The organism is Rhizobium jaguaris (genome assembly GCF_003627755.1).
Lineage (GTDB): Bacteria > Pseudomonadota > Alphaproteobacteria > Rhizobiales > Rhizobiaceae > Rhizobium > Rhizobium jaguaris.
In genome coordinates this window covers 4,191,083-4,216,616 of sequence record NZ_CP032694.1, presented here as the reverse complement: position 1 = coordinate 4,216,616, position 25,534 = coordinate 4,191,083, and the positions used below count along the sequence as shown (strand labels likewise).

Genomic DNA, 25,534 nt, shown 5'->3' with positions numbered 1-25,534 from the left:
TGTGGGGGCAAACCTATCATTCGATCGTGATCCGCGCCTCACCCAATTTTATAGGGCGAGGCGTGGAGATCAGTTTCTGAGGCCGAAAGGAACTTCGGCCGCAGGCGGCGCATGCGTGACCGCCGGCTCGGAAGCGTTGGCCAGCGATTTGATGAGCGTCAGCACGGATTGGCGAACGTTGGGGTCGTTGATCTTCATGAAGGCCTTGTTGAGGCTGAGACCTTCCTTGGACGTCAGAAATTCGGACAGGTCCTCAAGGCCGCTGATTGCGCCCAGACCTTCCGTCGTCAGTGGCTGTGTGTTGTCTTGTTGGAAGAAGAAAGCGACCGGAACCGCCAAAACTCCCGCGATCGCCTGCAATCGGCTGGCGCCGATGCGATTGGTGCCTTTTTCGTATTTTTGCACCTGCTGAAAGGTGACGCCGATCTGTTCGGCAAGCCGTTCCTGGCTCATACCGAGCATGAGCCGGCGCATGCGCACGCGTGAGCCGACATAGGCGTCAATCGGATTTGGTACTTTTGCACTCACTGCGCAATCTCCTCATTCGAACGGGGGTACCCAGCGGGCGCCACCTTACAGATGCCTGGGGAGGAGGCAAGAACATGTCCCCGATCTGCCCGTTCAGTGTGTATTAAATATCGGTAATTTTCAACCAAAAGTCTTGACAGTGGCGTTTTTCCCTCCCACGGCAGGGAGATTAACGGCAGAAAAGAAGCTTCGCGTCAATGTGGATTAAAGACTGAAGACGATCTGCAATTGTACACAGGGCACCTTGGATTGTCCTTGGTGGGTACGCTGCTGGAAGCCGCATAGTAGCCGCTTCCGCACTGCCCGTCGCCAGCTACGTAACGGTCATAGAGGACTATATTGCCGCTTCTCGAGGGATAACGAAGCAGCACTGAGCGCTCCCTCGAAATTATCTGCTGCACCGACGCGCAGCTTCGGTTGAGTGAATCGTAGCGGGAGATTGCCAACGCCGGACCGGCGGTACCAATCGCCAACAAAAGCAGGGCTACGGCTACGGTTTTCATGGATTGTCCCCTCGCTGAAAATAGCTGATCCCACTAAGGCGGGTACCCCGCAAGTGCCGGAGGAAACTGATAGCACATTAGCGTATTACGTGCACGTTAGCCGACTTAGCAGGCGACGATCGTTTTCGCACTATTACCAGGTGAGCCTGTTGCGCTCAGTGCGTTGCATATTAATATTTTCTTAAGTTAACGTAACGTTAGTCTTTTCCGCGAGGTGGATAAGGAAACTGATTATTGTTTGGAGGTGCCAAACTATTCTGAAAGCAGAAATTTTTTTATTCGGGACATCATTCTTTTTGACAAGGCTTGGTTATATTTATTATCGTGAAATCAACGGATTAGCGTATTACGCAGGCGCCAACTCTATTCCTGGTTGATAAACCTAACCAAAATTGGTCGAATTCGCGTCTTGACCCTGTTATATTAGATGGTCTTAATGCCACCTGTTCGGTCGTGCCCGCGCCCGGACAAGTTGCTGGAATCTTTAGGCCCGCTGGACCAAGAACGGCGGGTCCTTTTTTCTTTTCATTTCTTCTCATTTCCTGCGGGGCCCGCCATGCCTACAAAGCAGGGGGGTCAGCGAGCCCCGGCCGTCCAAGCACGGCCGCAAGACGATCAACCAGAACTTTGCCCTCGTCCACAAACCACTGCGTTAATTGCCATCGATGCAACTCGCACAAGCATTGCAAAATACCTGTGCGTGCAAAAATTTGCATTGGGAGCGGACGCTCATTTACAGCTTAACTAGGTGGCCGATAGCCCTTCAGTTCACTGGATGGTTGTTGGTGCAAATCTACTCGGCTTCGGGAGAGGCATGGGTCGAAACGGCGATCAAGCGCTGGTGGTTGGCGGCGGTGAAATAAAACTGCAATACTGTCTTGTGAGAGCTTCCTACTGAAAGCTGGCTGAAAGGTTGGCCACGTTAGGCTTGCTCGGCTTCGTGGAGGAAGCCTATGCCGACGCGGTGATCAAATGCCGCCGCGGCATCCAAACAGGAGGAGACACCAATGCGTTCATCGCGCACGCTTTTTCATACCGCAGCCCTTTCTCTCGTCATGACTGCCGCCTCGCTCGGCGCCACAGCGGCACATGCTGCCGACAAGATCTCCATCATGGTGGGCGGCTATGAAAAGCAGATCTATTTACCGGCCAAGCTCGCGGAATCCCTTGGTTACTTCAAGGATGAAGGTCTTGATGTCGAACTTCTCAACGAGCCGGCCGGCGTCGATGCGGAAAACGAAATGCTTGCCGGCGCCGTTCAGGGCGTCGTCGGCTTTTACGATCATTGCATCGACCTTCAAGGCAAGGGTAAATTCGTCGAATCCGTCGTACAGTTCAGCCAGGCGCCTGGCGAAGTGGAACTGGTGTCCAGCAAACATCCCGAGATCAAGTCGCCTGCCGATTTCAAGGGCAAAAGCCTTGGCGTGACGGGGCTGGGCTCGTCCACCAATTTCCTGACGCAATATCTGGCGGTCAAAAACGGTTTGAAGCTTGGTGACTTCACATCCGTCCCGGTCGGAGCCGGTCAGACCTTCATTGCCGCCATGCAGCAGGATGCCATTCAGGCCGGCATGACCACCGAGCCTACGATCTCGCGTCTGTTGAAGACCGGCGAAGCCAAGGTACTCATCGATATGCGCAGCATGGACGGGACCAAGGCCGTTCTCGGCGGCACCTATCCGGCCGCTTCGCTCTATATGCAGACCTCCTGGGTCGATGACCATAAGGAGGAGACGCAAAAGCTCGCGAATGCCTTCGTCAAGACGCTGCACTTCATCAATACCCATTCCGCCGCCGAAATCGCCGACAAGATGCCGAAAGACTTTTATGTCGGCGACAAGGAGGGTTACGTGAAGGCGCTCGAAAACGGCAAGGCGATGTTTACGGCTGATGGCGTAATGCCGGAAGATGGTCCGAAGACCGTTCTTGCCGTACTCTCCGAGTTCTCCAAGAACGTCCAGGGCAAGACAATCGACCTTTCGAAGACCTATACGACCGCGTTCGTCAAGAACGCCAAGTAGGGCGATTCAGCACGCCGCTTCCGGCAAATGCCGGAGGCGGTCTTGTTTCGGAATTTCCATTTCGGCCCAGCGGGGTCGACGCGATCTTGCCGGTGGCGGCGTGAATAAAATCGCGATAACAACCTGTGAGATTTCCCAATGAAAGCTGACTGAAAGGTTGCCCGCGCTAGGTTCGCCTAGCTTCTTGGAGGAAGCATTTGCCATGCGACGATAATGCGACGCAGGCACCTTAGTAGGAGGAGACATTTATGCGTTCATCGCGCACGCTTTTTCATACCGTAGCCCTTTCTCTCGTCATGACCGCCGCTTCCCTCGGCGCCACGGCAGCTCATGCTGCCGACAAGATCTCCATCATGGTGGGTGGCTACGAAAAGCAGATCTATCTGCCGGCCAAGCTCGCTGAATCTCTCGGCTACTTCAAGGATGAAGGTCTCGATGTCGAGCTTCTGAATGAATCAGCCGGTGTCGACGCCGAAAACCAGCTTCTCGCAGGCGCCGTCCAGGGCGTTGTCGGTTTCTACGATCACTGCGTCGACCTGCAGGCCAAGGGCAAGTTCATTGAGTCCGTCGTACAATTCAGCCAGGCGCCGGGCGAAGTCGAGCTGGTGTCGACCAAGCATCCGGAAATTAAGTCCTTCGCCGATTTGAAGGGCAAGAGCGTCGGCGTTACCGGCCTCGGTTCTTCCACCAACTTTCTGACGCTCTATATGGCGTCCAAGGCTGGACTGTCGCCAGCTGATGTCACCCCGGTTCCGGTCGGCGCCGGCCAGACCTTCATCGCCGCCATGCAACAGGACGCCATCCAGGCCGGCATGACCACCGAACCGACGATCTCGCGCATGCTGAAGACCGGAGAAGCTACGGTTCTCGTCGATCTCAGAACCCTGAAGGGTACTGAAGCCGCGCTCGGAGGTACCTATCCGGCAGCCTCGCTCTATATGGACGCCGCCTGGGTCGCTGCTCACAAGGAAGATGTGCAGAAGCTTGCAAACGCCTTCGTCAAGACGCTGCGCTTCATCAATACCCATTCCGGTGCCGAGATCGCCGAGAAGATGCCGAAGGATTTCTACGTCGGCGACAAGGAGGGCTACATCAAGGCTCTCGATGCCGGCAAAGAGATGTTCACCGCCGACGGCGTGATGCCGGAAGATGGTCCGAAGACGGTTCTCGCCGTGCTCTCTCAGTTCTCCAAGAACGTCAAGGGCAAGACGATCGACCTGTCGAAGACCTACACGACGGAATTCGTCAAGAACGTCAAGTAAGCAGTCATAACGCCGCTTCCGGCCGGTTCCGGAAGCGGCAGTTCACCGGGCTTTGCGTGCACGCCCAAAGGCACGCGTTAGGATCAGCACCATGCAACAGGATGAACGCCGGACGCCGGCGATCGAACTCATTAATGTCAGCCGCCGTTTCGTATCTCCGACCGGCAAATCGCTGACGGCGCTGCGCGATTTCAACATGACCGTTGAGCGCGGCGAATTCGTCGCCGTCGTCGGCCCGACGGGGTGCGGCAAGTCGACGACGCTCAATCTCGTCACCGGCCTGGCGAGGCCGAGTGCGGGCGAAGTCCGCCTGATGGGTGGTCCCGTCAGCGGCATCGATCCGCGCGTCGGCTTCGTCTTCCAGACGGATGCGCTTTTTCCCTGGAAAAACGTCATCGACAACGTCATGTCCGGCCCGCTGTTTCGCGGCAAGTCCAAGGCGGAAGCGGAAAAGAGCGCCACGGACTGGCTCGCCCGCGTCGGCCTCACGAAATTCCTGCATCACTATCCGCATCAGCTCTCGGGCGGCATGCGCAAGCGCGTCTCACTGGCCCAGACCTTCATCAACGAGCCGGAAATCCTGCTGATGGACGAACCTTTCTCGGCCCTCGACGTGCAGACCCGCACGGTGATGCACGAAGAACTCCTGAAGCTTTGGGCCGAACGACAGGCTTCAGTGGTGTTCGTCACGCACGATCTCGAAGAGGCCGTAGCGCTCGCCGACAAGGTCTATGTGCTGACGGCTGGGCCGGCAACGGTGAAGTCGGTCTATACGATCGACCTGCCGCGCCCGCGCGTCGTCTCGGAGATCCGCTACGAGCAGAACTTCATCGATTATTGCAAGACGATCTGGGACGACCTGCGCGAAGAGGTCGAAACCAGCTACCGTCGCGCCGCCGAAGCGGCATAAGGGAGGATTGATCATGGCAAATACAGCCCTTGAAGCAGGCAATGCTCCGATCTTTCGCGCCGGCACCTCGGACGCGGAAATCGAAGCGGCAGCACTGAAAGCGATCAAGCGCCGCAAATACGTCGTCCTCTTCTGGCAGATCGCGGTCCTCGCGGCGATCCTCGGCCTGTGGCAGCTTTCCTCGGACTTGCACTGGATCGACCCATTCTTCTATTCCAGCCCCTATGCAATCGGGCTGCGCCTTCGTGACTGGATCACAGAAGGCACCGATAGCGGTTCGCTCTGGTATCATCTCGGCGTCACGATGGAAGAAGCGCTGATCGGCTTCGTCATCGGCTCAGTGACCGGCGTGCTCGTCGGCGTGGCGCTTGGCCGCAACAGGCTGGCTTCCGATATCCTGTCGATCTACATCAAGGCGATCAACTCGATCCCACGTGTCGTTCTTGCGCCGATCTTCGTGATGATCATGGGTCTCGGCCTTGCCTCCAAGGTCGCGCTTGCCTTCATCATGGTGTTCTTCGTCGTTTTCGCCAACGCGTTCCAGGGCGTGCGTGAAGCCGACCGCAACATGATCGCCAATGCCCGCATCCTCGGCGCTTCGAACTGGCAGGTTACCCGCAATGTGATCCTGCCGTCGGCGATGAGCTGGATTTTTGCAAGCCTGCACATCTCCTTCTCGTTCGCCATCATCGGTGCAATCGTCGGCGAATTCGTCGGCTCGCTCGCCGGCATCGGCTACCTGATCTCGATCGCCAAAGGCACCTATGATGCAGCCGGCCTCTATGCTGCGATCATCCTGGTGATGGTGGTGACGCTTGGCGCCGAATACGTGATGACGCTCGTCGAAAATCGCATCACCAGATGGCGTCCGCAGCAGCACATGGATGTGCAATAAGCCGCCAAGATTTCTGACTCCCAAGGCCGGGTGCCCCCACCCGGTAACTCCCAAGGCCGGGCACCTCCACCCGGCCTCTTTTTTTGTCGTCAGTCAGGAGCTGCTCCGCCGTCTCGACGGTGTTGACGACGGCTATGCGGAGACGCTTACGGAGACAATTTTCCGGAATCTGTAGCAGCTGCCACCAAGATAAAACTTGGCGTGAAGGAGACGCCTTCTCACGGCAGCTTGCGGCCCTTTGCTGCCGTTCGATGTCGATCCGAGGAACGTGCGGTATGTGCTAGAATGCGGCCGAAGGCGGAACGCGACAGACGCACTGCGAGGGGCGGTGTGATCGAACCGGAATTCGCGCGACCGAGTGCCAACGTTGTGGTCTTGGAAGGGGAGACGAGGACGATGCCGACACCAGAGCAACCCAGTCTAATAGTTCGACAGAAATCCCCACAGAACATCGAGTTTCCGTTTGCGTCGCTATCCGATTGGCTGATCCCAACCGAGCTGTTCTTCGTGCGAAACCATTTCCCGTCGCCGGACCTCGATGCGCGAGACTGGAGATTGCGCGTTGGCGGGGCGGTGGAGCGGCCGATCGAACTTGACCTCGACAGCATCAAGGCGATGCGGAGCACGACTTTCACCGCCGTGGTCGAGTGCGCAGGGAACGGGCGCGTCTACTATGTGCCGCCGAAGGAGGGGTTGCAGTGGCAGAACGGAGCCGTCGGCAATGCCACGTGGACAGGTGTTCTTCTGCGCGAGATTTTGGAAATGGCGGGCGTTAAGCGAACCGCATGTGAGGTTCTGCTCGCAGGCGCCGACAGCGGCGTCGTCGACACGAACAAGAAAACGGCTTCTCCAGGCCCCATCGCTTTTGCGCGCAGTTTACCGCTTGAGAAGGCCATCGCTCACAGCACGATCCTTGCCTATTCGATGAACGAGGAGCCGTTGACGCGCGATCACGGCTACCCGCTACGTGCGGTCGTGGGTGGCTGGTTCGGCATGGCTTGGGTCAAGTGGATCACGCATATCACGGTTGTGGAGCAACCGTTCCTTGGCTACTGGCAGGCGCGCGACTATTTCCGTTGGGAGCGCAGCCTCGGGGAACCCAGGCTGGTCCCCCTTGCGGAGATGGAGGTCAAAGCGCAGATCGCGCGTCCCGTGCAAGGGGCGCATCTCATCGCCGGCCAACCGTATCGGATTTTCGGAGCCGCCTGGAGCGGAGAGGCTGTTATCCGGCAGGTGCAGGTTTGCACCGGAGATGGCAGGGGCTGGCGCGAGGGAAGGCTCCTCGAAACAGAACGTCCCTTTGCATGGCGCTTGTGGGAGTACATGTGGACCCCTGAAGAAGTGGGGCGATATAAACTGCGATGTCGCGCGATCGATGGGGCGGGGTGCGTGCAGCCCGACCTCCCGCGTTCCGACTGCGAGAGCTACGCGGCCAATTGGATCGTTCCGGTGGAGGTTACGGTCGTTCCCGAGCCACAGACGTACGAGGAGGAATTCGTGATCTAATCACCCGCATGGGGCGGAATGGCGGCTTTTGGCGCATTCGAGACGGGCGAGGGGACCGATTTTGGCCCCTCGCGGGCTATTGGACTTTCTACCAGCCGGAGAGGCAAGAAGCGGAGTCAGCTTTGACGCCGGTCAGAGCGGCGCATGGCATGCCGAACCGCACTCAGTGATCTCAACGTCGAGCGCTGGGCCTTCTTGCGACAAATGATATAGTTAAATGCCGGTCGTTCACCCAGACGATACGAGAAAGGAATTATTCCATGGGAGACCAGAAGCGCCCGCTGCAACCTGGAGAAGCTGCGCCCGCGTTCGCACTAGCCACGGCCAACTTCGAGGGGACGGTCTCCTTCGCCGACTTGAGCGGTCGCCCGTTCTTGATCGGCTTCTTTCGCGGGTTGCACTGCCCGTTCTGCCGGCGTCAGGTAGAACAGCTTGCCGGCGTACAGCCCACCCTGCGTGCCGCCGGGGTGGAGACCGTGGCTGTTATCAACACCCCGGTGGAACGCGCCCGCCTGTATTTCCGCCACCGTCCGACGCCAGTAACGGTCCTATGCGATCCGGACTGCCACACGCATCGGGCCTACGGTGTGCCGCATGCCGAGTTCCTGCCCGATGGGAGCAGCGAGCAGCCAGAATGGCCTTATAGCGCAACGATGGCGCAGTTCCAGGCGGCACGCATCAACCCCACGGGCGAGCTGCCGAAACCGCTGCACCCGATGGAAGCCAACACGGTACTCAACGCCAAGGACCGCTTCGAGCTTGATGAAGCCGATAATGCGATCTTCGCGAACCACGCTACCCAACTCGTCGGGCACTTCCTGGTCGATGCGAACGGCACCATCGGCTGGGCACAAATTGAGTCGCTCGATGGACCGAACAGCCTCTCCATCTTCCCGACCGCGGCGGAGATCATCGCCGCCGCGGGCGGCCTTGGACGCTAACCTGCAGCGAACTGTCTGCCAGCGTTGCTGCACGATGTCGAATGAGGGCGACGACAGATATTGGATCGGGGCAAGGCCGCTTTGGGCGCGAAGTTGCCGTCCATATACGCCGGAACCGCCGGGTGGCAGTTGCTACCCAATCGCGCAATTTTCTGCGGACGCGAATCAGCTTATGGTCCGGTTACGGCAAAGCCCATGCCTCCCCCCTCCATCCGGGAAAGTATCCATTCATGCAGGGCTGATCGATCATCGAACCGACTGTTCGAGCGCCAAGCATAAGGAGGGGTTGCGGTCGTTGCTCGCAATAGGAGGTTTTTCACATGAGGCTTACTGGCCCAGTTTATCGTTTGAAGCGTAAAGCCCGGCTCATGTCGCGCGGGGAGAATATCCCCTTGCACGAAGCACTGGACCGAATCGCAGCAGAGGAAGGTTTCCGCGGCTGGAGCTTGCTCGCAGCTCGTGCGGAGGCGGTGACCCCCGCCGAAGAGATGTTCGCACATTTGGACCCTGGCGACCTGGTGCTTATGGGCGCCCGTCGCGGCCACGGCAAAACATTGATGAGCCTCAGGCTGGCGGTCGAGGCGATGAAATCCGGCAATCGGGGTGCCTTCTTCACGCTGGAAGATACCGAAAGAGTCGTTCTCGACCGGTTCCGGATGATCGGTGCGGAGTTCGAGCATTTCAAAGGCTTGTTCGAATTCGACAGTTCGGACGCGATCAGCGCCGACTATATCGTCGAGAAGCTGGCATCGGCGCCTAAGGGAACGCTGGTGGTCATCGATTACCTGCAAATACTCGATCAGAACCGGCGGAAGCCGGAATTGATGGTGCAGGTCAGGGCGTTGAAATCCTTCGCGCGTGACAGAGGTTTGATCATCGTCTTCATTTCGCAGATCGACCGATCCTACGATCCGTCGATGAAGGCCTATCCCGATCTGGGGGATGTCCGCTTGCCCAATCCGCTGGATCTGGCGCTGTTCGACAAGACATTTTTCCTGAACAAGGGCGAAGTCCAGCTTCGGGCGGGAGGATAGCGGTCCCGCCTGTTCTCAGTTGCCGGCGGTTGGGAAGCCGTCAAACCGCCGGCAGCCTTACGGTCACGAGCAGTCCGCCGCCGGCCGCATCGCCGAGCGCGACCGTGCCGCCGGCGCCGTCGACGACTTCGCGGACGATGGCAAGCCCGAGGCCGCTGCCCTCCGGCTCCGTGCCGATGATACGATAGAAGCGCTCGAATACCTGGCCGCGCTCGGCCTCGGGAATGCCCGGGCCGTTGTCCTCCACCCACAGCATGGCCTCGCCGTCGTCGTGCCGCACGCCGACCGTGACCCGGCCATTCGCAGGGGTATAACGCAGCGCATTGTCGACGAGATTGACCAGCATCTCGCGCAGCATGGTGCCGTCGCCCTCGACATTGACCGGTGTGTCATCGGCTTCCAGGCCCAAGTCGATATTGTGTCTCAGGGCTTCTTCCGCCAGGTTCTCCAGGACTTGCCGGGCGGTGGCGACAAGGTCGATCGTGTCGCTGCGCGGCCGGCGGCTGCCGGGTTCGGCCCGCGACAGGGTGAGAAGCTGGCTTGCCAACCGTGTCACCTGCCTCGTGCTGGAGCGCAGCGCTGTCAGCGCTTCGTCCCGCTTGGCATTATCATTCTCACGTGCCGCCACGCTCGCCTGCGTCGAGATCAGCGCGAGCGGCGTGCGTAATTGATGGGCGGCGTTGGAGACGAAGCGGCGCTGCGCCGCCATCTGGTTCTGCACCCGCTCCATATGATCGTTGAGGGCATGGACCAGGGGACGCAGCTCGCTCTGCACCATGTCCGGTTCCAGCGGATCCAGCCGCTGGCGGCCGCGTTCGCGGACAGCATCGCGCAGCCGCAGCACCGGCGTCAGACCGCGCTGCAGACCGATAATGGTTACGAGACCGGCAAGCAGCACGAGCACGAGCTGCTTGGTGAAATCCGACAGCCACAGCCTGCTGCGCATGGCATATTGGCTGTTGTGGGTGACGGCGACGGTGACCGAAATCGTGCTCTCCTCTCCGAGGCCGACGATCGGATGGTTCAGCATCATCACCCGCACCGGATCGGCGCGAAATGCTGTGTCTTCGCCGACCTGCGGTTTCTTCGGCTGCGGCAGATCAGGATAGCCGGCGACGAGATTTCCCCAGGCGGTCACCACCTGATAGTAGACGCGATCACCATAGCCGGTGTCGAACATCTCGAGTGCGGCGGGGGGAATGTCGACCTGGACGGTGCCATTCGCGTCGACATGCACGGCCTCGGCGATGACGCGGGCCGAGGCAAGCAGCGTGTGGTCAGTGACGAGGTCCGAGGTGGCATTCGCCGAGCGGAAACTGAGATAGAGATTGATGCAAATCGCACCGATCAGCGTCAGCACCACCCAGGCAAACAGTTGCGCCCGCAGGCTGGTGGTCAGCCCCGTGATGGCACGGCGCAGTCGTCCTTTGCGTGGGCGGACGTCATTATTGCGCATGGCGAAGGAGATAACCGAGGCCGCGCAGCGTCGCGATCTGCACGGCGCTGCCTTCGAGTTTTTTGCGGACGCGGTGCACGTAGATTTCGATGGCGCTGGTATCGGCGAGATCATCGAAGCCGAAGACGCTTTCCGACAGCGCGGCCTTCGTCACCGTCGTACCGGCTTTCATGACGAGATGTTCGAGCACGGCATGTTCGCGCGGGGTGAGCGCCAGGATCTCGCCGTCGAGAAAGAATTGCCGTGTCCCGCCGTCGAACAGCAGGTTGCCGACGGCGATCTCCGGCGCGGCCTGGTCATGGCCGCGACGGACGGCGGCGCGGATGCGGGCTTCCAGCTCGGCGATTTCGAAGGGTTTGGCGAGATAATCGTCGGCGCCGCTATCGAGCCCGGCGACCCGTCCGTCGAGGCTGGCATTGGCCGTCAGGATGATAACCGGCACCTTGTTGCCGCCCTGGCGCAACCGCTTCAGCAACGTCAACCCATCCATTTTCGGCAATGACAGATCGAGGATGACGACTGCGTAAGTCGCCACCTTCAACATGTGTTCGGCATCCTCGCCGTCATAGGCGATGTCGACGGCATATTGCGCCTGACGCAGCGCTTTGCCGAGCCAGGACGCCAGTTCGCGGTTGTCTTCGACGATCAGGAGTCTCATGGCCGCGAGTATATAGCAAGTGCCGGATATTGCGAGCGTTTTGGGTTGCCTGAAGTCTATTTCACCCTCGTGGGCGGGACGCCAAAACCAGCACTTGGCCGCTGGATTAGGCGCCGGAGGGGCAGGGGCGGACGCACTCGCCCAAATATCTTGGAATATGATAGCAAACCTATCAGCTAAGCTGCTTTTAGCAGTTCAGTTTGCCGCTTCCGGCGCTCGGTGAGGTGCGCCATGGTCCCGCGCTTCAGGCGCCACAATCGCGTGGCCGTGTTTCCGATTAACGTTCGCGGGATATGATAGCTTGCGAGATCATTTTTGACGTTTCTCGACCAGAACAATTTGTAGGGCTCATTGCCTGCGCCAAAATCAACGTTCAGACGCTTTTCAAAGACTATCTTCATCCAGAACTCGTCCAGCACAAACCCCGGCGAATATTTCGCGTATTGCGGATCCGAATGGAACGCGGCGATAATCAGATCCATATGGGATAGGCCATAAGCTGCCAGTTTCATGGCGATCGGGGCTTTGTCGATCAAGATGGCATAGATGCGCATCCTCTGGATATTGTTGGGATCCGTGATCCACTTGTCCATGAAGTTTCGATAGTCTTTGGAGGTTATCCAGGGTCCCTGCTTGCCGACCCGCTCTGACCATATCTTCTTCTGAGCGAACATCCACTCCATGAGTTCGATTGCATGGGTTGGATCGATAACCGGATCGACTTCGACAAACTCGAAGTTGCCGAGTTCGGAAAGCCTTTTCCGCTTCCGGCTAAGCTGCTGGCGGGAGTTCGCACCAATTATCTTGGCATACGCGTCCCAGCTCGTCTGATCCCGCAAATCGGCAAAGGGCGCAATGCCGGCCTCGCTGGCAAGGTTTCGCCTATTGTTGATCAATTGATCAAGAGCTGATCCAACCTTAACGAATGGCATGCGGATGATGTCGACCTTGGACGATCGTTCGATCGTCCGCCATGCCAAGCTGATGTTCCGTCGGTAGTCCGACTGTGGATCAACCAGTACATCGGTGGTTTGCGCGGCATCTGGCCCGAGAGGGCGAACCATCGAGCATGGACCGTTGCGATATCTTACCAAAGGAAAGACAAGAACCAGCTTGCCCATTTCGCGAATGACGACGCAGAAGAGCGAACGTCCGGCTGGGCGGGAAATTTCGTTCCAGCTATGATATGAAACCGAATAGCTTTGATAAAGGAACCTTTGGCTTTAAGCCACAGCGCGTTCCACTCGCTTTCCAACTCAGCCATCTGATTTATATCGGTGATAACGGAGCAGCGTCGATCAGGAAAATCATCTGTATGAAGCGGTGTCATTTCTAAATCCGTCAATGAACGCAATCACATTGCGTCTTTGTTTATTTAGGTTGTAAAATTTACCAGGCTAATGAATGTGCAATAACGCTCTGGTTGTGATCTACACCAAGGCCTCGTACTATGTAAGTAAGGCTTACTTTTATGGTTAATAGTCGCTTAAAACTTTAATATAATTTGAATGCCTTGGCCGCTTTGTCGAATTATTCTGGTAGTGAATACATTCGATTTTGAGGGATTTGTCATTGTGCCTGATGAATTGTCTTGGAGTTATTGTGCTGCTTCATGTTTGAACTGAAGTTCAGCCCGATGCGTCCATTACTGGTCACGATTTTGTGTTCGGCTTACAAGCCAGGAACAAACAAGACGCGTGAAGACATCCACCGACGGTGCGGCGATGCTCTATTCGGCGGCTGCGATGAAAACTTGCCAAACTACGGATGGAATGCGCGGTTCTGTCGCTCGCGACAACCAATTCTCGATGGCACGTGACAATATCCGACATCTCACCCGCAAAGGGCGAGCCCTTTATTCTCCCAATCTCAATGCCATCTCTCTTACCTCCCGCAAATACACTTTCCGCGCATAGGGTGGCGTTAGATTGTGGTCGGCGTCAGGGATGATGGTGAGGCGGATGTCGGGGAAATTCTTCAGGCCGGCGGCGTCCTCGCCGAAATGTTCGCGAAAGTGATCCAGACCGATGTCGTGAGCACTGTAGATCAACGAAATATCGACCCGGCGTTTGGCGAGCGCTCGGAAGCCGTTGATGACCGTTTCGTGCTCACCGGCGAAGAAGGGGAGAACGCCGAGCAGAGGGCGGCCAAGCCGTACGGCGCGCCGCGCGAGCGCCACGACGATGTTACGCGCCGCGCTCTTGGCGTCGATCTGGCCGCCATAGAGCCGCTTCAGCGTCTCAAACTGGAGGAGTTTCTGGCCATAGGTCTCGAGCGATCGCGGCACAAAGCGCAGGGCTTCGTCGACCGACTGGGTTTCGTCCCAGAAGAACGCATAGGGATTGACGGTGATCAGGCCGCTGCACCTGCTGTCACGGATAGCGCTCTGAAAGGCGAGATAACCACCGCTGCAGCGGCCGACGGCAAAGGCCGGCAGAAGCTTCTGGGTTTCCAGGAAGTCGAGTGCGGCGCTGACATCCTGATGCTGATCGCGGGAATAAAGTACCTGCTCCCGTGCGTCCGGAAGCGGCGGGCTGTCGGCCACGTTGGCGGTATCGAAACGCAGCGAGGGAATGCCGTCGCAGGCGAGTGCCCGCGCCATGGTCACCGACATCCGGCCCCAGCCGGCATGGCGGTCATAGGCCGTGGTCAAGAGCAGTGCCGTCGCGCCCATACGGGCGCCCGAGGGCTCGCAGAGAATGCCGAAGAGGCGACCACCTTCACCGAAACGCAGCGGCGTTTCGCGAAAACCGTCGCCATCAAGCGCTTCGGCGCGGGGCGCGCGGAGGATCTTGCGCGGTGCCGTCGCGGGCTCCGTCGCGATCGACTGAACCCAATCCAGAATTTTCCGGCCAGCCTCTAGCGGCATGGTGGCGATGGTCGGGTTCGATACCAGCTCGTCATAGCCATCGTAAGCCGCACGTTCGACGCGCGGGCCGAGGGTTTCGAGATGGGCAGCGAAATCGGCATCACTAGGGCGGCCGGGTCGCGTCAGGACAAGGCAGTCCGGCGCGTTAACATGGGCAAGCGTCATCAGGTTGAGTTTTTTGACCGCAGCCGCAATGGTGTCCGGCATGCGTAGACTCGCGATAGTGACACCCTCAGTCCGGCGCTGCGCTTCGGTGAGCCCCATGCCCTCGTCGATCATCTTCGACCAGACGGTCAATTCACGCAGATAGGCGCGGCCGGAGATGGTCGGGGCCAGCAACGCGATACCGTCGACGACGGAGAGGTGCGCGGCAATATCAAGGGCCACGACGCTTCCGAGTCCCTGGCTCACCAGGATAAGCCGCTCGCATCCGGAGAGCGACCGCAGCATGGCGGCGGCATCGAGTGCCGTACCTTCCCAGAGCGCCAGCCCTTCGCCTGGATCCTCAACGTCGAGCGCATCGCCTGTGCCGGCATAATCGAAGCGCAGGCTGGCGATGCCCGCCTTGGCAAAATCCTCAGCAAGGATGCGCCAGAATTTGCGGGCGCACATTTCCTCGAAACCCCAGGGGCTGAGGAACAATACCGCCGTCTGGCTCGACGGCGTGGCTGATGGCATGAACAGACCGACAGTTCCGGAGAAGGTCACCGGCGTGGCGGAGGGGGTGACATCCTTAAGCGGGCCCTGGTTTTCGGCGGCTCCCAACGCAGCCATGGCATTCTCCTCAAATTCGGCGCGGCGCCAGCCATGCCAGCGCGTGAAAGGCAATTGGATGGGCGCGCCCGGGCAGGCGTGCAGCAATTTGTTGCAGGACGGCGATATCCTCCGGCGGTACCGCATTCAGCAGCCGGAGCGCCAACCCATAGACCAGAACGCCGGCAATAACGGCGCTGGCGAGGCCAGGAATACCAGGCAGGAGGTGAATAAAACCATAAGCTGCGGCGGCACAAAATATGCCCGCAGCGGTCACTTTGGCAAGGTTGACGAACATGCTGCGCATCGAGCCTTCGAATTCCATGCGGCGCACCATCAGCACGCACATGACGGTGAAGGCGAGCAGCCGCACTAGGGCGGCACCCTCGCCGCCATAAGAGGGCACCGCGATCAGGCAACCCACGACCATGATGGCACTGGCGACGCCGCCGATGATGGTGCGCTCGCGCATGCGATCGATGGAATAGAGATATTGCGTGCAGATCTGCATGAAGACGTAAGGAGCCGCCGTCAGCGACAGCAGCGCCACCATGCCGCCGCTGGGGCCAAAGGGCTTACCGAAAATCGTCACCACCAGCTCGGGGGCGATGGCCGCAAGGCCGAAGCTCATCGGCAGGGTGATATAGGAAATGCTGCGCACGACGCCTTCGAAGAGGTGGACCGGGAGTTTGCCCGATGCCTGCGAATGCATCTGCTCGGAATAATAGGGCAGCAGGCTGCCGCTCAACTGCACTGGAAGCTGCAGCGCGAGGTTGGCAAGCGACAGGCCGACGGCATAGAAGCCGACTGCTTCGATGCCCCAGTAGTGCTGCAGGAAGACCAGCTCGATGCGGTTCAGGAAGATCGAACTGTTGATGAATTCGGCCGAGAGGATAAGTGAGGAACTGACGAGATAGCCAAGGCCGATGCCGCAACTGTTTCGCCGAGCGACCGCGATCCTCAGGCTCGAGACGAACATCGGGAGCTGGCCGATGGCATAGCCGGCAAGTGCGCCGCTGACGCCGAAGAAGATGGCGCCGAGGAGCACGGTGACGAGCTGCAGCGCCGAGCTCGTCAAGGTTAGGCGGAGGAAAGCGCCGAGCTGCTGTTCGCCGATCAGATAGTTCTTGCTATAGGCGCCGAGCGACTGAAGGACGAAAAACGCGCCGGTGATGACGATGATGGACGACGAGTCCTTGGCCCAATGCATCCGCTCCGCCTCCCAGTAATAGGCGGTATAGCCGGCAAGCAGGATCAGCGTCGACACGATGGTCGGATGCAGCATATAGGCGGCGAAGCCGCGCCGTTCCTCCGTCGAGTAGCCCTGCACCTTCAACTGCGGCAGGATGCGCAGCAGCGTCACCCCGGTGCCGAGTTCGGCGACGAGTGCTCCCGTCGTCGTCAGCCAGAATGAGAAGGCGATGATGCCGTTGGCCTCCGGCCCGAGCAGGCGGGCGGCGATGATCGAACAGGCAAAGCCGGTCGCCAACAGAGTCAATCCCGCCACTGCGTTCAACGCCGAATTGGCCATGATGCTCTTCGTCATGAAGACTACCGTTTCCCCAGGTCGTAGAAAGTGGCCGCAAATATCCGGCTCATCATGGAGATAGCGCGTGCTCTATTTCATATGCCTTAATATTTACCGCTTATTCCTAATGTAAATTTCGTTTTTACTTCAGCTAATATTCAATCCTTCTGATGTTGGCTGTCTTGCCGTTTGTTCGGAGGGTCTTCTTTGTTCAGCCTCGTCGTCTGTACGATCGACCGCTTCGATCAATTGGAACGGCTGTTTCTGTCGCTGATGAATCAGCGTCACAGGGATTTCGAGGTGATCCTCGTCGACCAGAATCCGGACGATCGACTGTTGGAATTGATCGGAAGCTTTTCGCCCTTCTTCGTGATCCGCCATATCCGCTCGGCCAAGGGTCTTTCACGGGCACGTAACAATGGAATGGCCGCGGCGATCGGCGATTATGTCTGCTTTCCCGATGATGACTGCTGGTATGAACCCGATACGCTGGAGACGGCGGAGCGGCTGTTTGCCGATCATCCGGAGCTTGCGATAGTCACCGGCCGCACGCTGGATGCCGGCGGCGTGACCTCCGTCAGCCCGACGGGTGAGGCGCCGCTGGCGGTGACACGCTGGAACTATCTGAAGTGCGGCAACTCCAACAGTATTTTCGTCCGTCGCGCGGCGTTGTCTGGCATTGGCGGCTTCGACGAGAATCTTGGGGTCGGCTCGGACTCGCCGTTCCAAAGCGGTGAGGAGGCGGATTTCCTGCTGCGTGCCCTCACTGCGGGCAAGCGGCTGATGTTCTTTCCGGAATTGATCGTCCATCACGACCAGGTCACCAGCGAATACGGCCCGCGGCAGATCGAACGGGCGCGCAAATATGGTCGCGGCTTCGGCGCGCTGATGCGTAAGCAGCGCTTTCCGCTCGCCTATGTCGGCTACCGCCTGAGCAGGCCTGTCGCCAGTTGGCTGGCGGCGGTGGTGCGGCGCAAGGGCGATACGGCGCGCTACAAGCGCGCCTGGCTCGTGGGCATTCTGGAAGGTTATGCCACCTGGCCGCGTTGGGGCAGGGGTTGATGCCGTTTACCTCTCGGCGTCATGGCTTCGGCATAGACGTCGATATAACGCTGCGCGACCTCATCCCACGCATAGGCGCGCGCATCGTGAATGAGCTCTTCCCTTAGGGTGAGGCCCTTGGCCTCCAGGCGTAGGAAAGCCGCGGTCAGTGCGTTGGCGGCGGCTTCCGGATTGGAAAAGTCGGCAAGCATCAGCGTCGGATGAGTCTCGGCGAGCGCTTTATAGGCGTCGTTCGTGTGCAGTACCGGCAGGAGGCCGGCGCTCATCGCTTCGATCGCCACCAGTCCGAAACCTTCATATTCGGAGGCCGAGGCGAAAAGCGAGGCGCGGGCGATGACGTTGCGGATGGCGCAATTGTCGATCGACACATGCAGCGACACATGGCGGCCAAGATCGCGGGCGGCGACCTCTCTCTCTAGCGTCTGTTGGTCGAGGTCGGACACAGCGCCGATAATATCGAGATGCCAATCCGGATCGCGGGCGGCGAGCACCTTCATGACATCAAGCATGCGGTCGAGCCGCTTATTGACGGAGAAGCGGCTGATGGTGACGATGCGGCGGCGAGCCTCGAGCGCGGCGCAATTGGCGAATTTGCCGACATCAGCGCCGTTCTCGATCAGGCGGGTGCGGCGGGCGGCGATGCCGGAAAACAATCGTTCGTCCGACTGGCTGCAGCAGATCAGTTCAGCGTAGGCGAGGGCGGAAAGGCGTGTTGCCGTCTTGAACCAGACCTTTTTGATTGCGGCATATTTCGGCGTGTGGAAGAAGCCGCCATGGGTGGTGGCGACCATCGGACGGCCGTGAAACAGTTTACCCCAGGCGAGCGCGTCGAAGAAGAAGTCGACGGCATGGACATGGATGAGGTCGGCGTCGGCGATGTGCTTGAATACCTGCGGCGCCAATGGATAGCGGCTGGAGCCGGACCAGGGGACGCGAACGATTTCGATGTCGTCGATCGTTTCGGTCGGCGCAAGTTCGCGAGTGGGATCGGAGAACAGGCTGTTGCAGGTGACGACGCGGACACGATAGCCGCGGCCAATCAACTGCCGACAGAGATTGGCAACCACATCCTCCAGACCGCCCTTGTTGGGCAGGAACTGGCGCACGACATGAACGATCAGCGGTCCCGCCGGGTTCTGTGCCTGAATATCCGAAATAGCCGATGTCATCGATCCGCCCTCGATCTTTGGGCCGCGCAACGCCGCAGCGATCAGGCGCGCGAAAGCGCCGTCCGTTGATCAGCGCACAAACCTGACCATTTTGCCGGTTAAAATGAGCTTAATTGCGGGCGAAAGGCCAAGCGGTTTCATGCAAGAGGGTTAATATCCGAGCGTTCCGTTAGGGAAGGCTGGGCATGGCAGGCGAGTATTTTGACGCCTCGGGTTTGTGCTTAGCCCCTCACCCTAGCCCTCTCCCCGCAGGCGGGGAGAGGGGACTATTCCGGCGTTCGCCGCCCCATCGTGGCCCCATCAGAAAACTCAGTCAGCGCCCTCTCTCCGCATGAGCGGGGAGAGGGTTGGGGTGAGGGGCCATGTCGGAAAGCGCGGCATCAAAGCCGATGCCTATCCATCAATCAGACCTCTCAAAACGCCCGGAACGTCAATGTCGTCAACGAGCGGACGATGCCGGGGATATTGGCGATATTGTCGTTGATGAACTTGCCGATATCCTGTTCGTCCTTGATGTAGACTTTCAGCAGCAGGTCGTAATCGCCGCTGGTGGAATAGAGTTCCGAGACCAGCTCCGTCTGGTAGATGGCGTCGGCGACCTCATAGGTCTTGCCGGGAGCACATTGGAGCTGAACGAAAATGGGCTTCATGAGACTGTCCTGACTCTGTCGCGGCCGCGATGGCGGCCGGCGCTTCGCTCTATAATGGTCGAAACCGACGTGGGCATGCAAGTTTTTCTCTGTCCACTGGATGTCGCTCTGCCCGCTTCCGCAAGTTGAAAGGTGGCGCTAGATTGACCGGATTCTTTTACGCAATTGGATCGACCCTATGCTGAATGACCCTCGCTCTCACGGACTCTGGGAGAAAACCGCACCGGCGCCGCCTGCGACGGAGCCGCTTGTCGGTGATGTGTCCGCTGATGTGGTGGTGGTCGGCGGCGGCTATACCGGGCTGTCCTCGGCGCTGCATCTGGCCGAATCCGGAACCAGGGTCGTGCTGCTGGAAGCCAATGAAATCGGCTTTGGCGGCGCGGGACGAAATGTCGGCCTGATCAATGCCGGTATGTGGGTCATGCCCGACGACCTGCCCGGCGTGCTTGGTCCGGTCCATGGCGAACGGCTGCTGGACCTCTTGGGCAATGCGCCGAAGCTGGTCATGGCGCTGATCGAGAAGCACGGCATCGCCTGCGAGCTCGAGCGCAACGGCACGCTTCACTGCGCCGTCGGGTCCGAGGGGCTGAAGGAGATCGAGGAGCGCGCCCGTCAATGGGGCAAACGCGGCGCCCCGGTCACCGTGCTCGACACCACCGAAACGGCGCGGCGGGTGGGAAGTTCTGCTTATGCGGGGGCGCTGCTTGATATGCGCGCCGGCACGCTGCAGCCGCTGGCTTATGTCCGCGGTCTGGCGCATGCGGCGGCCAAGGCCGGCGTTGTAATCCATACCGGAAGTCGCGTGACGGCAGCTGAGAAAAATACCGGGCGATGGATCGTCAGGACGGCCGGCGGCAGCGTCAGTGCGGATTGGATCGTCGTCGCGACGGATGCCTACAGCACCGGTCCCTGGGAGCAGGTGCGCAATGAGCAGGTGCATCTGCCCTATTTCAATTTTGCCACAGTGCCGCTTGGCGACAACCTGCGCAAGTCGATCCTGCCCGGCCGCGAGGGTGCATGGGATACGAAGGAGATCCTGTCGTCCTTCCGCATGGATCAGGCCGGCCGCCTTGTCTTCGGCAGCGTCGGGGCGTTACGCAATACCGGGCTCACCATCCACAAGAGCTGGGCGCGGCGTTCGCTGAAAAAGCTGTTTCCGCAGCTCGGAGACATCGCCTTTGAAAGTGAGTGGTACGGCAAAATCGGCATGACCGACAATGCCCTGCCGCGCTTCCACAGGTTCGCGCCGAATGTCGTTGGCTTTTCCGGCTATAACGGACGCGGCATCGCGCCGGGGACGGTGTTCGGGAAGATATTGTCGGACCATATTCTCGGCCGGCTCTCCGAAGCCGACTTGCCGCTGCCGCTGACCGATCCTCGCGAGGCCAGCTTTCGTGCGCTGAAGGAAATGTGGTACGAAGCCGGCGCCCAGGCTGCGCATTTTATCGGCGTAAGGGTCTAGATGTTCTGGGACGGGAACTGAACCATCATAACAAGAAGAGGAAGATGACATGACCGCCACACTCGATCTCGCCACCGAGACCAAGGCAATTCTGACCGAACTTGGCGTTGCCGCCGATCGCTATACGGGCGGAACACTTGCCGTCACCTCACCCGTAACCGGCGCTGAAATCGGCCGGCTCAGAGAACACTCGGCTGCCGAAGCGAAAGCCGCGATCGACAAAGCACATGAGGCGTTTCTTTCCTGGCGCGCCGTGCCGGCGCCGAAGCGCGGCGAGCTGATACGCCTGCTCGGCGAAGAGTTGCGCGCCGGCAAGGCGGCGCTCGGCCGTCTCGTCTCCATCGAAGTCGGCAAGATCACCTCCGAAGGTCTTGGCGAAGTGCAGGAAATGATCGACATCTGCGATTTCGCGGTCGGCCTGTCGCGCCAGCTCTACGGCCTGACGATTGCCACCGAGCGTTCCGAACACCGGATGATGGAAAGCTGGCATCCGCTGGGGCCGATCGGCATCATCTCCGCCTTCAATTTCCCGGTCGCCGTCTGGTCGTGGAACGCGGCGCTCGCCATCGTTTGCGGCAATTCCACCGTCTGGAAGCCATCGGAAAAGACGCCACTGACGGCGCTTGCCGTACAGGCCTTGTTCGAAAAAGCGCTGAAGCGTTATGTCGCCGAGGGCGGTGAGGCGCCGGCCAATCTCTCGACCCTGATCATCGGCGGCCGTGATGTCGGCGAAGTGCTGGTCGATCATCCGAAGATTCCGTTGGTTTCGGCGACCGGCTCGACCGCCATGGGCCGGGCTGTCGGCCCGCGTCTCGCCGGTCGCTTCGCCCGCGCCATCCTCGAACTTGGCGGCAACAATGCCGCGATCGTTTGCCCGACGGCCGATCTCGACCTGACGCTGCGCGGCGTTGCCTTTTCCGCCATGGGCACGGCCGGCCAGCGCTGCACGACGCTGCGTCGCCTCTTCGTGCATGAAAGCGTCTATGATCAGCTCGTGCCGCGCCTGCAAAAGGCCTACGGCTCGGTCGCCATCGGCAATCCGCTGGAAACGGGCACACTCGTCGGCCCGCTGATCGACAAGCAGGCCTTCGACAAGATGCAGGCGGCTCTCGGCCAGGCGCAGTCGGCTGGCGGCAAGGTTACCGGCGGTGAGCGGGTCGAAAACGGTTCGGTCGATGCCTTCTACGTTCGTCCCGCCTTGGTGGAGATGCCCGCGCAGACCGGTCCGGTCGAGAACGAGACCTTCGCGCCGATCCTCTACGTGATGAAGTACAGCGATTTCGACGAGGTATTGGCGCTGCATAACGCCGTGCCGCAAGGCCTTTCGTCGTCGATCTTCACCAATGACATGCGCGAGGCGGAAGCCTTCGTCTCGGCGCGCGGTTCGGACTGCGGCATAGCCAATGTCAATCTCGGCCCTTCCGGCGCTGAAATCGGCGGTGCCTTCGGTGGCGAGAAGGAGACCGGCGGCGGGCGCGAGTCGGGCTCTGATGCCTGGAAGGCCTACATGCGGCGGGCGACCAACACCATCAACTACGGCAGAACGCTGCCACTGGCCCAGGGTGTCAAGTTCGACGTAGCCTAGGGCGAGCGGAACAATTGTTGCATTGCGATGGGGAGGGCGAGGGCGTAGAAACGTCTTCGCCCTCCCTATTCATTCCAAGGTCCTTCATCATGCATCTGTCGCTCGCCGAAGCTGAAACGCTGGTTGTGGAAGCGCTGGGGCGAAATCGGGTCAGTCCGGAAAATGCCCGCTCGGTGGCCGTTGCCCTCGTTGCGGCGGAAGCTGCCGGGCAGGCTGGCCATGGTCTGCGCCGTGCGCCCGCTTATGCCGGGCAGGCGAAGATCGGCAAGACCGACGGCTTTGCCAAACCGCAGCTGACACGGCCCTATCCTGCCGTGCTGCGTATCGATGCCGGCAACGGTTATGCCTATCCGGCTCTTGATCTTGCCGTTGCCGAGCTTTCCGTCGTCGCCCGCGAACAGGGGATTGCACTCGTCGCCATCAATCGTTCGCATCATGCCGGCGTGATGGGCCTGACAGTGGAGCGGTTTGCCGATCAGGGGCTGGTGGCGTTGATGGTCGCCAATGCGCCGGCCGCGATGGCGCCCTGGGGCGGCAAGAGGCCGGTCTTCGGCACCAATCCGATCGCCTTCGCCGCGCCGCTGCCGGATGCCGATCCCATCGTTATCGATCTTGCGCTCTCGAAAGTGGCGCGCGGCAAGGTCATGGCCGCCCGGCAGAAGGGAGCGCCGATCCCATCCGACTGGGCCTTCGACAGCGAGGGAAGGCCAACCACCAATGCCGAAGAGGCCTTGGCTGGCACGATGATCCCCGCCGGCGAATCGAAGGGCGCCGCACTCGCCCTCATGGTCGAAATATTGGCGGCTGGTTTGACCGGTGCCAACTATGCCTTCGAGTCCTCTTCACTCTTCGACGACAAGGGCCCGCCTCCGGCGCTCGGCCATACGATCATCGCGATCAATCCGGCAGCGACGAGCGCCGTCGACACGGCGCAGCGGCTGGCGTTGCTGGCAAGCGAGATCACTCGCGATCCCAATGTCCGCCTGCCGGGTCGGCGCGGACAGAGCTCACGGCATCTTGCGCTGAGTGAGGGCCTCATCGTCGAGGATGAAGTAATCGCTGCGATAGAGAGGCTTTGAGCCGCTGAAGATGACGGTCGGGTGAATGTGTTTGTCATGCCTCGCGCATGGCCCCTCTCCCCGCAATGTTTGGCTTCGTCGTCCCCTCGCCCCGCATTGCGGGGAGAGGGTTAGGGTGAGGGGCTAGGCACATTGTTGGACGAGGATACCTGACGGTCACCCGCGATCCACAGATCAGGCGATCGCCGGTGTGGCCTGCTTTTCGTCCAGCCAGCCGCCGGTGAATCCGGCGCGTTCCAGGCCACGGCGCAGGATCGGTGATTGCCGCATCAGATCCCAGATCAGGCCAGTACGCTCGTTTTCGATCATCATGACGAGCAGGCCCTGGTCGATGGCGACGGAGCGGTCGTCGATCCAGCCTTCCGGGCCGGGACCTTTGACGCTGGGGTTGAAGCCGCCGGGAAAGCGGCCATCCAGCAACAGGTTCGGATAGGTGGCGAGCAGGGCCTTGGTGCCGTCGAGCGCGGCTTGGCGGTCGAACGGCAGGCAGGAGAGCGGCCCCCAGGGCGCGATAGTGCCGTCATCGGGACCGAGGGGGGCGCCGCGCGCGGCATAGCCGAGAACTTTCGGGCTGTAGCGACGGCTGTGCTTGGTGCCGGTCGGATTCGGGCCGTCGCAGGCCGACAGGCCCCAGATGTCCTTGGCATATCCGACGAAGTGGCCGGGATTACGGTCGGTGTAATCGCGCTGAACGGCAATCGCCGTCTGGGTGTTGCGGAAATAATCGGTTTCCTTGTCGGCCACATGCCGGTCGCTGATGCCGCGAAAATCGATCCAGGCGTGGGAGAACAGATGGATGAACAACGGGCCGGCATAGAGATAGGGCCTGTCCTTGAACATCATCCAGGTATAGGTCGAGGCGAAGGCGTCGTAGCTCGATGACGGCACGGGATGGGTGGGTGACGCGAGCGCCAGCACATAGAGGAAGATCGCCTCGTCGTAGCCCTGATAGCGCCAGCGCAGGAAACCGCTGCTCGGCTTCCAGCCCATGCTGATCGTCTGGCCCTTGTTCAGCGCCCAGTGCCAATCGCAACGCTCATAGAGAAACTGCGCCTGCTTGCGGATGTCCTTTTCGTCCCGGCTGGACCCGCTGAAATAGGCGGCTGCCGTTAACACGCCGATGAGGAGCAGGCCGGTATCGATGGTCGAGAGTTCGCTGTTCCAGGCGCGGTTGCCGGTCGCCATGTAGAGGAAGTGGTAGTAGAAGCCGCGATGACCGGTGGCGCCGCGCTCGTCGCCTTGCTGGCTTTCGGCAAAGAAATTGAGTGCGGTTAACACGCGCCGTGCCGCGTCGGCGCGGCTGATCCAGCCGCGTTCTACGGCGACCGGATAGCTCGACAGCGCGAAACCGACGGCCGCGATACTGCAGTGGCTCGTCTTGATCGAGGTATCGGCCACCAGCCCGTTTTCCGGGTTGGTGTGCAGCATGAAATACTCGAAAGCGGAACGTTGCAGTCTGTCGATCAGCGCATCGTCGGTTTCGTTGGTCTGTTGCAGCATGGTCTATCCATCTCCTCGACGCTCCCGTTTCTGCTGGAGCACAGGAGCTTGGACAGTAGCAAATCAAAGATGATTGATACTGCCACGTTTTTGTGGACGATTGTTTAAGATGGGAGCGCAGGCCGGATTTACCAGTCGGCGCTTCCAAGGAAGACGGCGGTCC

20 protein-coding genes are annotated in these 25,534 nt (G+C 59.9%); 11 read left to right on the top strand and 9 right to left on the bottom strand.

Annotated elements, in window-relative coordinates; all coding sequences use genetic code 11:
* Positions 1–69: 69 nt before the first annotated feature.
* Positions 70–528 (bottom strand): helix-turn-helix domain-containing protein, encoded by a 459-nt coding sequence (locus CCGE525_RS20580; RefSeq protein WP_120705906.1) that lies wholly within the window; start codon positions 526–528, stop codon positions 70–72.
* 1,510 nt (positions 529–2,038) lie between these two features.
* Here CCGE525_RS20580 and CCGE525_RS20570 point away from each other — a divergent pair.
* The 7 genes from CCGE525_RS20570 to CCGE525_RS20540 all read left to right on the top strand — a co-directional run bounded on the left by CCGE525_RS20570 (position 2,039) and on the right by CCGE525_RS20540 (position 9,600).
* A complete protein-coding gene (locus CCGE525_RS20570; RefSeq protein ID WP_120705904.1) occupies positions 2,039–3,052 on the top strand; it encodes an ABC transporter substrate-binding protein in 1,014 nt (337 codons plus the stop codon).
* A 248-nt stretch (positions 3,053–3,300) separates the two neighbouring features.
* Positions 3,301–4,314 (top strand): ABC transporter substrate-binding protein, encoded by a 1,014-nt coding sequence (locus CCGE525_RS20565; protein WP_120705903.1) that lies wholly within the window; start codon positions 3,301–3,303, stop codon positions 4,312–4,314.
* Between the two features lie 91 nt (positions 4,315–4,405).
* Positions 4,406–5,224 carry an ABC transporter ATP-binding protein gene (locus CCGE525_RS20560; protein WP_120705902.1) on the top strand — a complete coding sequence of 273 codons (819 nt, stop codon included), beginning with the start codon at positions 4,406–4,408 and terminating at the stop codon, positions 5,222–5,224.
* A 13-nt stretch (positions 5,225–5,237) separates the two neighbouring features.
* Positions 5,238–6,119: an ABC transporter permease gene (locus tag CCGE525_RS20555; protein ID WP_120705901.1), complete on the top strand. Its 882-nt coding sequence runs from the start codon at positions 5,238–5,240 to the stop codon at positions 6,117–6,119.
* Positions 6,120–6,515: 396 nt separating this feature from the next.
* Positions 6,516–7,625, top strand: coding sequence for a sulfite oxidase (locus CCGE525_RS20550; protein WP_281024637.1), 1,110 nt, complete (start codon positions 6,516–6,518; stop codon positions 7,623–7,625).
* A gap of 260 nt (positions 7,626–7,885) precedes the next feature.
* Entirely contained in the window at positions 7,886–8,566 is a 681-nt protein-coding gene (locus CCGE525_RS20545; RefSeq protein WP_120705899.1) for a redoxin domain-containing protein, read from the top strand.
* 320 nt (positions 8,567–8,886) lie between these two features.
* Positions 8,887–9,600 (top strand): DNA helicase, encoded by a 714-nt coding sequence (locus CCGE525_RS20540; RefSeq protein ID WP_120705898.1) that lies wholly within the window; start codon positions 8,887–8,889, stop codon positions 9,598–9,600.
* A 40-nt stretch (positions 9,601–9,640) separates the two neighbouring features.
* Here CCGE525_RS20540 and CCGE525_RS20535 read toward each other — a convergent pair whose 3' ends face one another.
* The 5 genes from CCGE525_RS20535 to CCGE525_RS20515 form a co-directional block, all read right to left on the bottom strand.
* Positions 9,641–11,056 (bottom strand): sensor histidine kinase, encoded by a 1,416-nt coding sequence (locus tag CCGE525_RS20535; protein ID WP_120705897.1) that lies wholly within the window; start codon positions 11,054–11,056, stop codon positions 9,641–9,643.
* A complete protein-coding gene (locus CCGE525_RS20530; protein ID WP_120705896.1) occupies positions 11,046–11,714 on the bottom strand; it encodes a response regulator in 669 nt (222 codons plus the stop codon). Before CCGE525_RS20530 ends, CCGE525_RS20535 begins: the two co-directional genes overlap by 11 nt.
* A 176-nt stretch (positions 11,715–11,890) precedes the next feature.
* Positions 11,891–12,835 carry a GNAT family N-acetyltransferase gene (locus CCGE525_RS20525; RefSeq protein ID WP_120705895.1) on the bottom strand — a complete coding sequence of 315 codons (945 nt, stop codon included), beginning with the start codon at positions 12,833–12,835 and terminating at the stop codon, positions 11,891–11,893.
* 734 nt (positions 12,836–13,569) lie between these two features.
* Positions 13,570–15,357 (bottom strand): alpha/beta hydrolase family protein, encoded by a 1,788-nt coding sequence (locus CCGE525_RS20520; RefSeq protein ID WP_120706524.1) that lies wholly within the window; start codon positions 15,355–15,357, stop codon positions 13,570–13,572.
* Positions 15,358–15,367: 10 nt separating this feature from the next.
* Positions 15,368–16,882, bottom strand: a complete 1,515-nt coding sequence (locus tag CCGE525_RS20515; RefSeq protein WP_120705894.1) for a lipopolysaccharide biosynthesis protein — start codon at positions 16,880–16,882, stop codon at positions 15,368–15,370.
* Between the two features lie 189 nt (positions 16,883–17,071).
* Here CCGE525_RS20515 and CCGE525_RS20510 point away from each other — a divergent pair, with 189 nt between their 5' ends.
* On the top strand, positions 17,072–17,926 hold the full coding sequence (locus CCGE525_RS20510; protein WP_120705893.1) for a glycosyltransferase family 2 protein: 855 nt from the start codon (positions 17,072–17,074) through the stop codon (positions 17,924–17,926).
* On the opposite strand, the gene CCGE525_RS20505 is transcribed toward CCGE525_RS20510, so the two are convergent.
* Both CCGE525_RS20505 and CCGE525_RS20500 read right to left on the bottom strand, forming a co-directional pair.
* On the bottom strand, positions 17,893–19,095 hold the full coding sequence (locus tag CCGE525_RS20505) for a glycosyltransferase family 4 protein (protein WP_120705892.1): 1,203 nt from the start codon (positions 19,093–19,095) through the stop codon (positions 17,893–17,895). The genes CCGE525_RS20510 and CCGE525_RS20505 overlap by 34 nt on opposite strands.
* Positions 19,096–19,508: 413 nt before the next feature.
* Entirely contained in the window at positions 19,509–19,745 is a 237-nt protein-coding gene (locus CCGE525_RS20500) for an Lrp/AsnC ligand binding domain-containing protein (RefSeq protein ID WP_034522129.1), read from the bottom strand.
* A gap of 178 nt (positions 19,746–19,923) precedes the next feature.
* On the opposite strand from CCGE525_RS20500, the gene CCGE525_RS20495 reads away from it, so the two are divergent.
* The 3 genes from CCGE525_RS20495 to CCGE525_RS20485 all read left to right on the top strand — a co-directional run bounded on the left by CCGE525_RS20495 (position 19,924) and on the right by CCGE525_RS20485 (position 23,871).
* Complete coding sequence (locus tag CCGE525_RS20495; protein WP_120705891.1) at positions 19,924–21,207, top strand: NAD(P)/FAD-dependent oxidoreductase; 1,284 nt, start codon at positions 19,924–19,926, stop codon at positions 21,205–21,207.
* Positions 21,208–21,256: 49 nt separating this feature from the next.
* Positions 21,257–22,792: an L-piperidine-6-carboxylate dehydrogenase gene (amaB, locus tag CCGE525_RS20490; RefSeq protein WP_120705890.1), complete on the top strand. Its 1,536-nt coding sequence runs from the start codon at positions 21,257–21,259 to the stop codon at positions 22,790–22,792.
* Positions 22,793–22,881: 89 nt separating this feature from the next.
* Positions 22,882–23,871, top strand: coding sequence for an Ldh family oxidoreductase (locus tag CCGE525_RS20485; RefSeq protein WP_120706523.1), 990 nt, complete (start codon positions 22,882–22,884; stop codon positions 23,869–23,871).
* 174 nt (positions 23,872–24,045) lie between these two features.
* Here the strand turns inward: CCGE525_RS20485 and CCGE525_RS20480 are convergent, their stop codons facing one another.
* The gene (locus CCGE525_RS20480) at positions 24,046–25,371 is read right to left on the bottom strand and encodes a glucoamylase family protein (RefSeq protein WP_120705889.1); all 1,326 of its coding nucleotides are present in this window, start codon (positions 25,369–25,371) and stop codon (positions 24,046–24,048) included.
* Between the last annotated feature and the right edge of the window lie 163 nt (positions 25,372–25,534).

Coding starts and splice junctions, on each gene's coding strand:
- CCGE525_RS20570 (WP_120705904.1), top strand. CDS start 2,039: ATGCGTTCATCGCGCACGCTTTTTCATACCGCAGCCCTTTCTCTCGTC.
- CCGE525_RS20565 (WP_120705903.1), top strand. CDS start 3,301: ATGCGTTCATCGCGCACGCTTTTTCATACCGTAGCCCTTTCTCTCGTC.
- CCGE525_RS20560 (WP_120705902.1), top strand. CDS start 4,406: ATGCAACAGGATGAACGCCGGACGCCGGCGATCGAACTCATTAATGTC.
- CCGE525_RS20555 (WP_120705901.1), top strand. CDS start 5,238: ATGGCAAATACAGCCCTTGAAGCAGGCAATGCTCCGATCTTTCGCGCC.
- CCGE525_RS20550 (WP_281024637.1), top strand. CDS start 6,516: ATGCCGACACCAGAGCAACCCAGTCTAATAGTTCGACAGAAATCCCCA.
- CCGE525_RS20545 (WP_120705899.1), top strand. CDS start 7,886: ATGGGAGACCAGAAGCGCCCGCTGCAACCTGGAGAAGCTGCGCCCGCG.
- CCGE525_RS20540 (WP_120705898.1), top strand. CDS start 8,887: ATGAGGCTTACTGGCCCAGTTTATCGTTTGAAGCGTAAAGCCCGGCTC.
- CCGE525_RS20535 (WP_120705897.1), bottom strand. CDS start 11,056: ATGCGCAATAATGACGTCCGCCCACGCAAAGGACGACTGCGCCGTGCC.
- CCGE525_RS20530 (WP_120705896.1), bottom strand. CDS start 11,714: ATGAGACTCCTGATCGTCGAAGACAACCGCGAACTGGCGTCCTGGCTC.
- CCGE525_RS20525 (WP_120705895.1), bottom strand. CDS start 12,835: ATGGGCAAGCTGGTTCTTGTCTTTCCTTTGGTAAGATATCGCAACGGT.
- CCGE525_RS20520 (WP_120706524.1), bottom strand. CDS start 15,357: ATGGCTGCGTTGGGAGCCGCCGAAAACCAGGGCCCGCTTAAGGATGTC.
- CCGE525_RS20515 (WP_120705894.1), bottom strand. CDS start 16,882: ATGACGAAGAGCATCATGGCCAATTCGGCGTTGAACGCAGTGGCGGGA.
- CCGE525_RS20505 (WP_120705892.1), bottom strand. CDS start 19,095: ATGACATCGGCTATTTCGGATATTCAGGCACAGAACCCGGCGGGACCG.
- CCGE525_RS20500 (WP_034522129.1), bottom strand. CDS start 19,745: ATGAAGCCCATTTTCGTTCAGCTCCAATGTGCTCCCGGCAAGACCTAT.
- CCGE525_RS20495 (WP_120705891.1), top strand. CDS start 19,924: ATGCTGAATGACCCTCGCTCTCACGGACTCTGGGAGAAAACCGCACCG.
- amaB (WP_120705890.1), top strand. CDS start 21,257: ATGACCGCCACACTCGATCTCGCCACCGAGACCAAGGCAATTCTGACC.
- CCGE525_RS20485 (WP_120706523.1), top strand. CDS start 22,882: ATGCATCTGTCGCTCGCCGAAGCTGAAACGCTGGTTGTGGAAGCGCTG.
- CCGE525_RS20480 (WP_120705889.1), bottom strand. CDS start 25,371: ATGCTGCAACAGACCAACGAAACCGACGATGCGCTGATCGACAGACTG.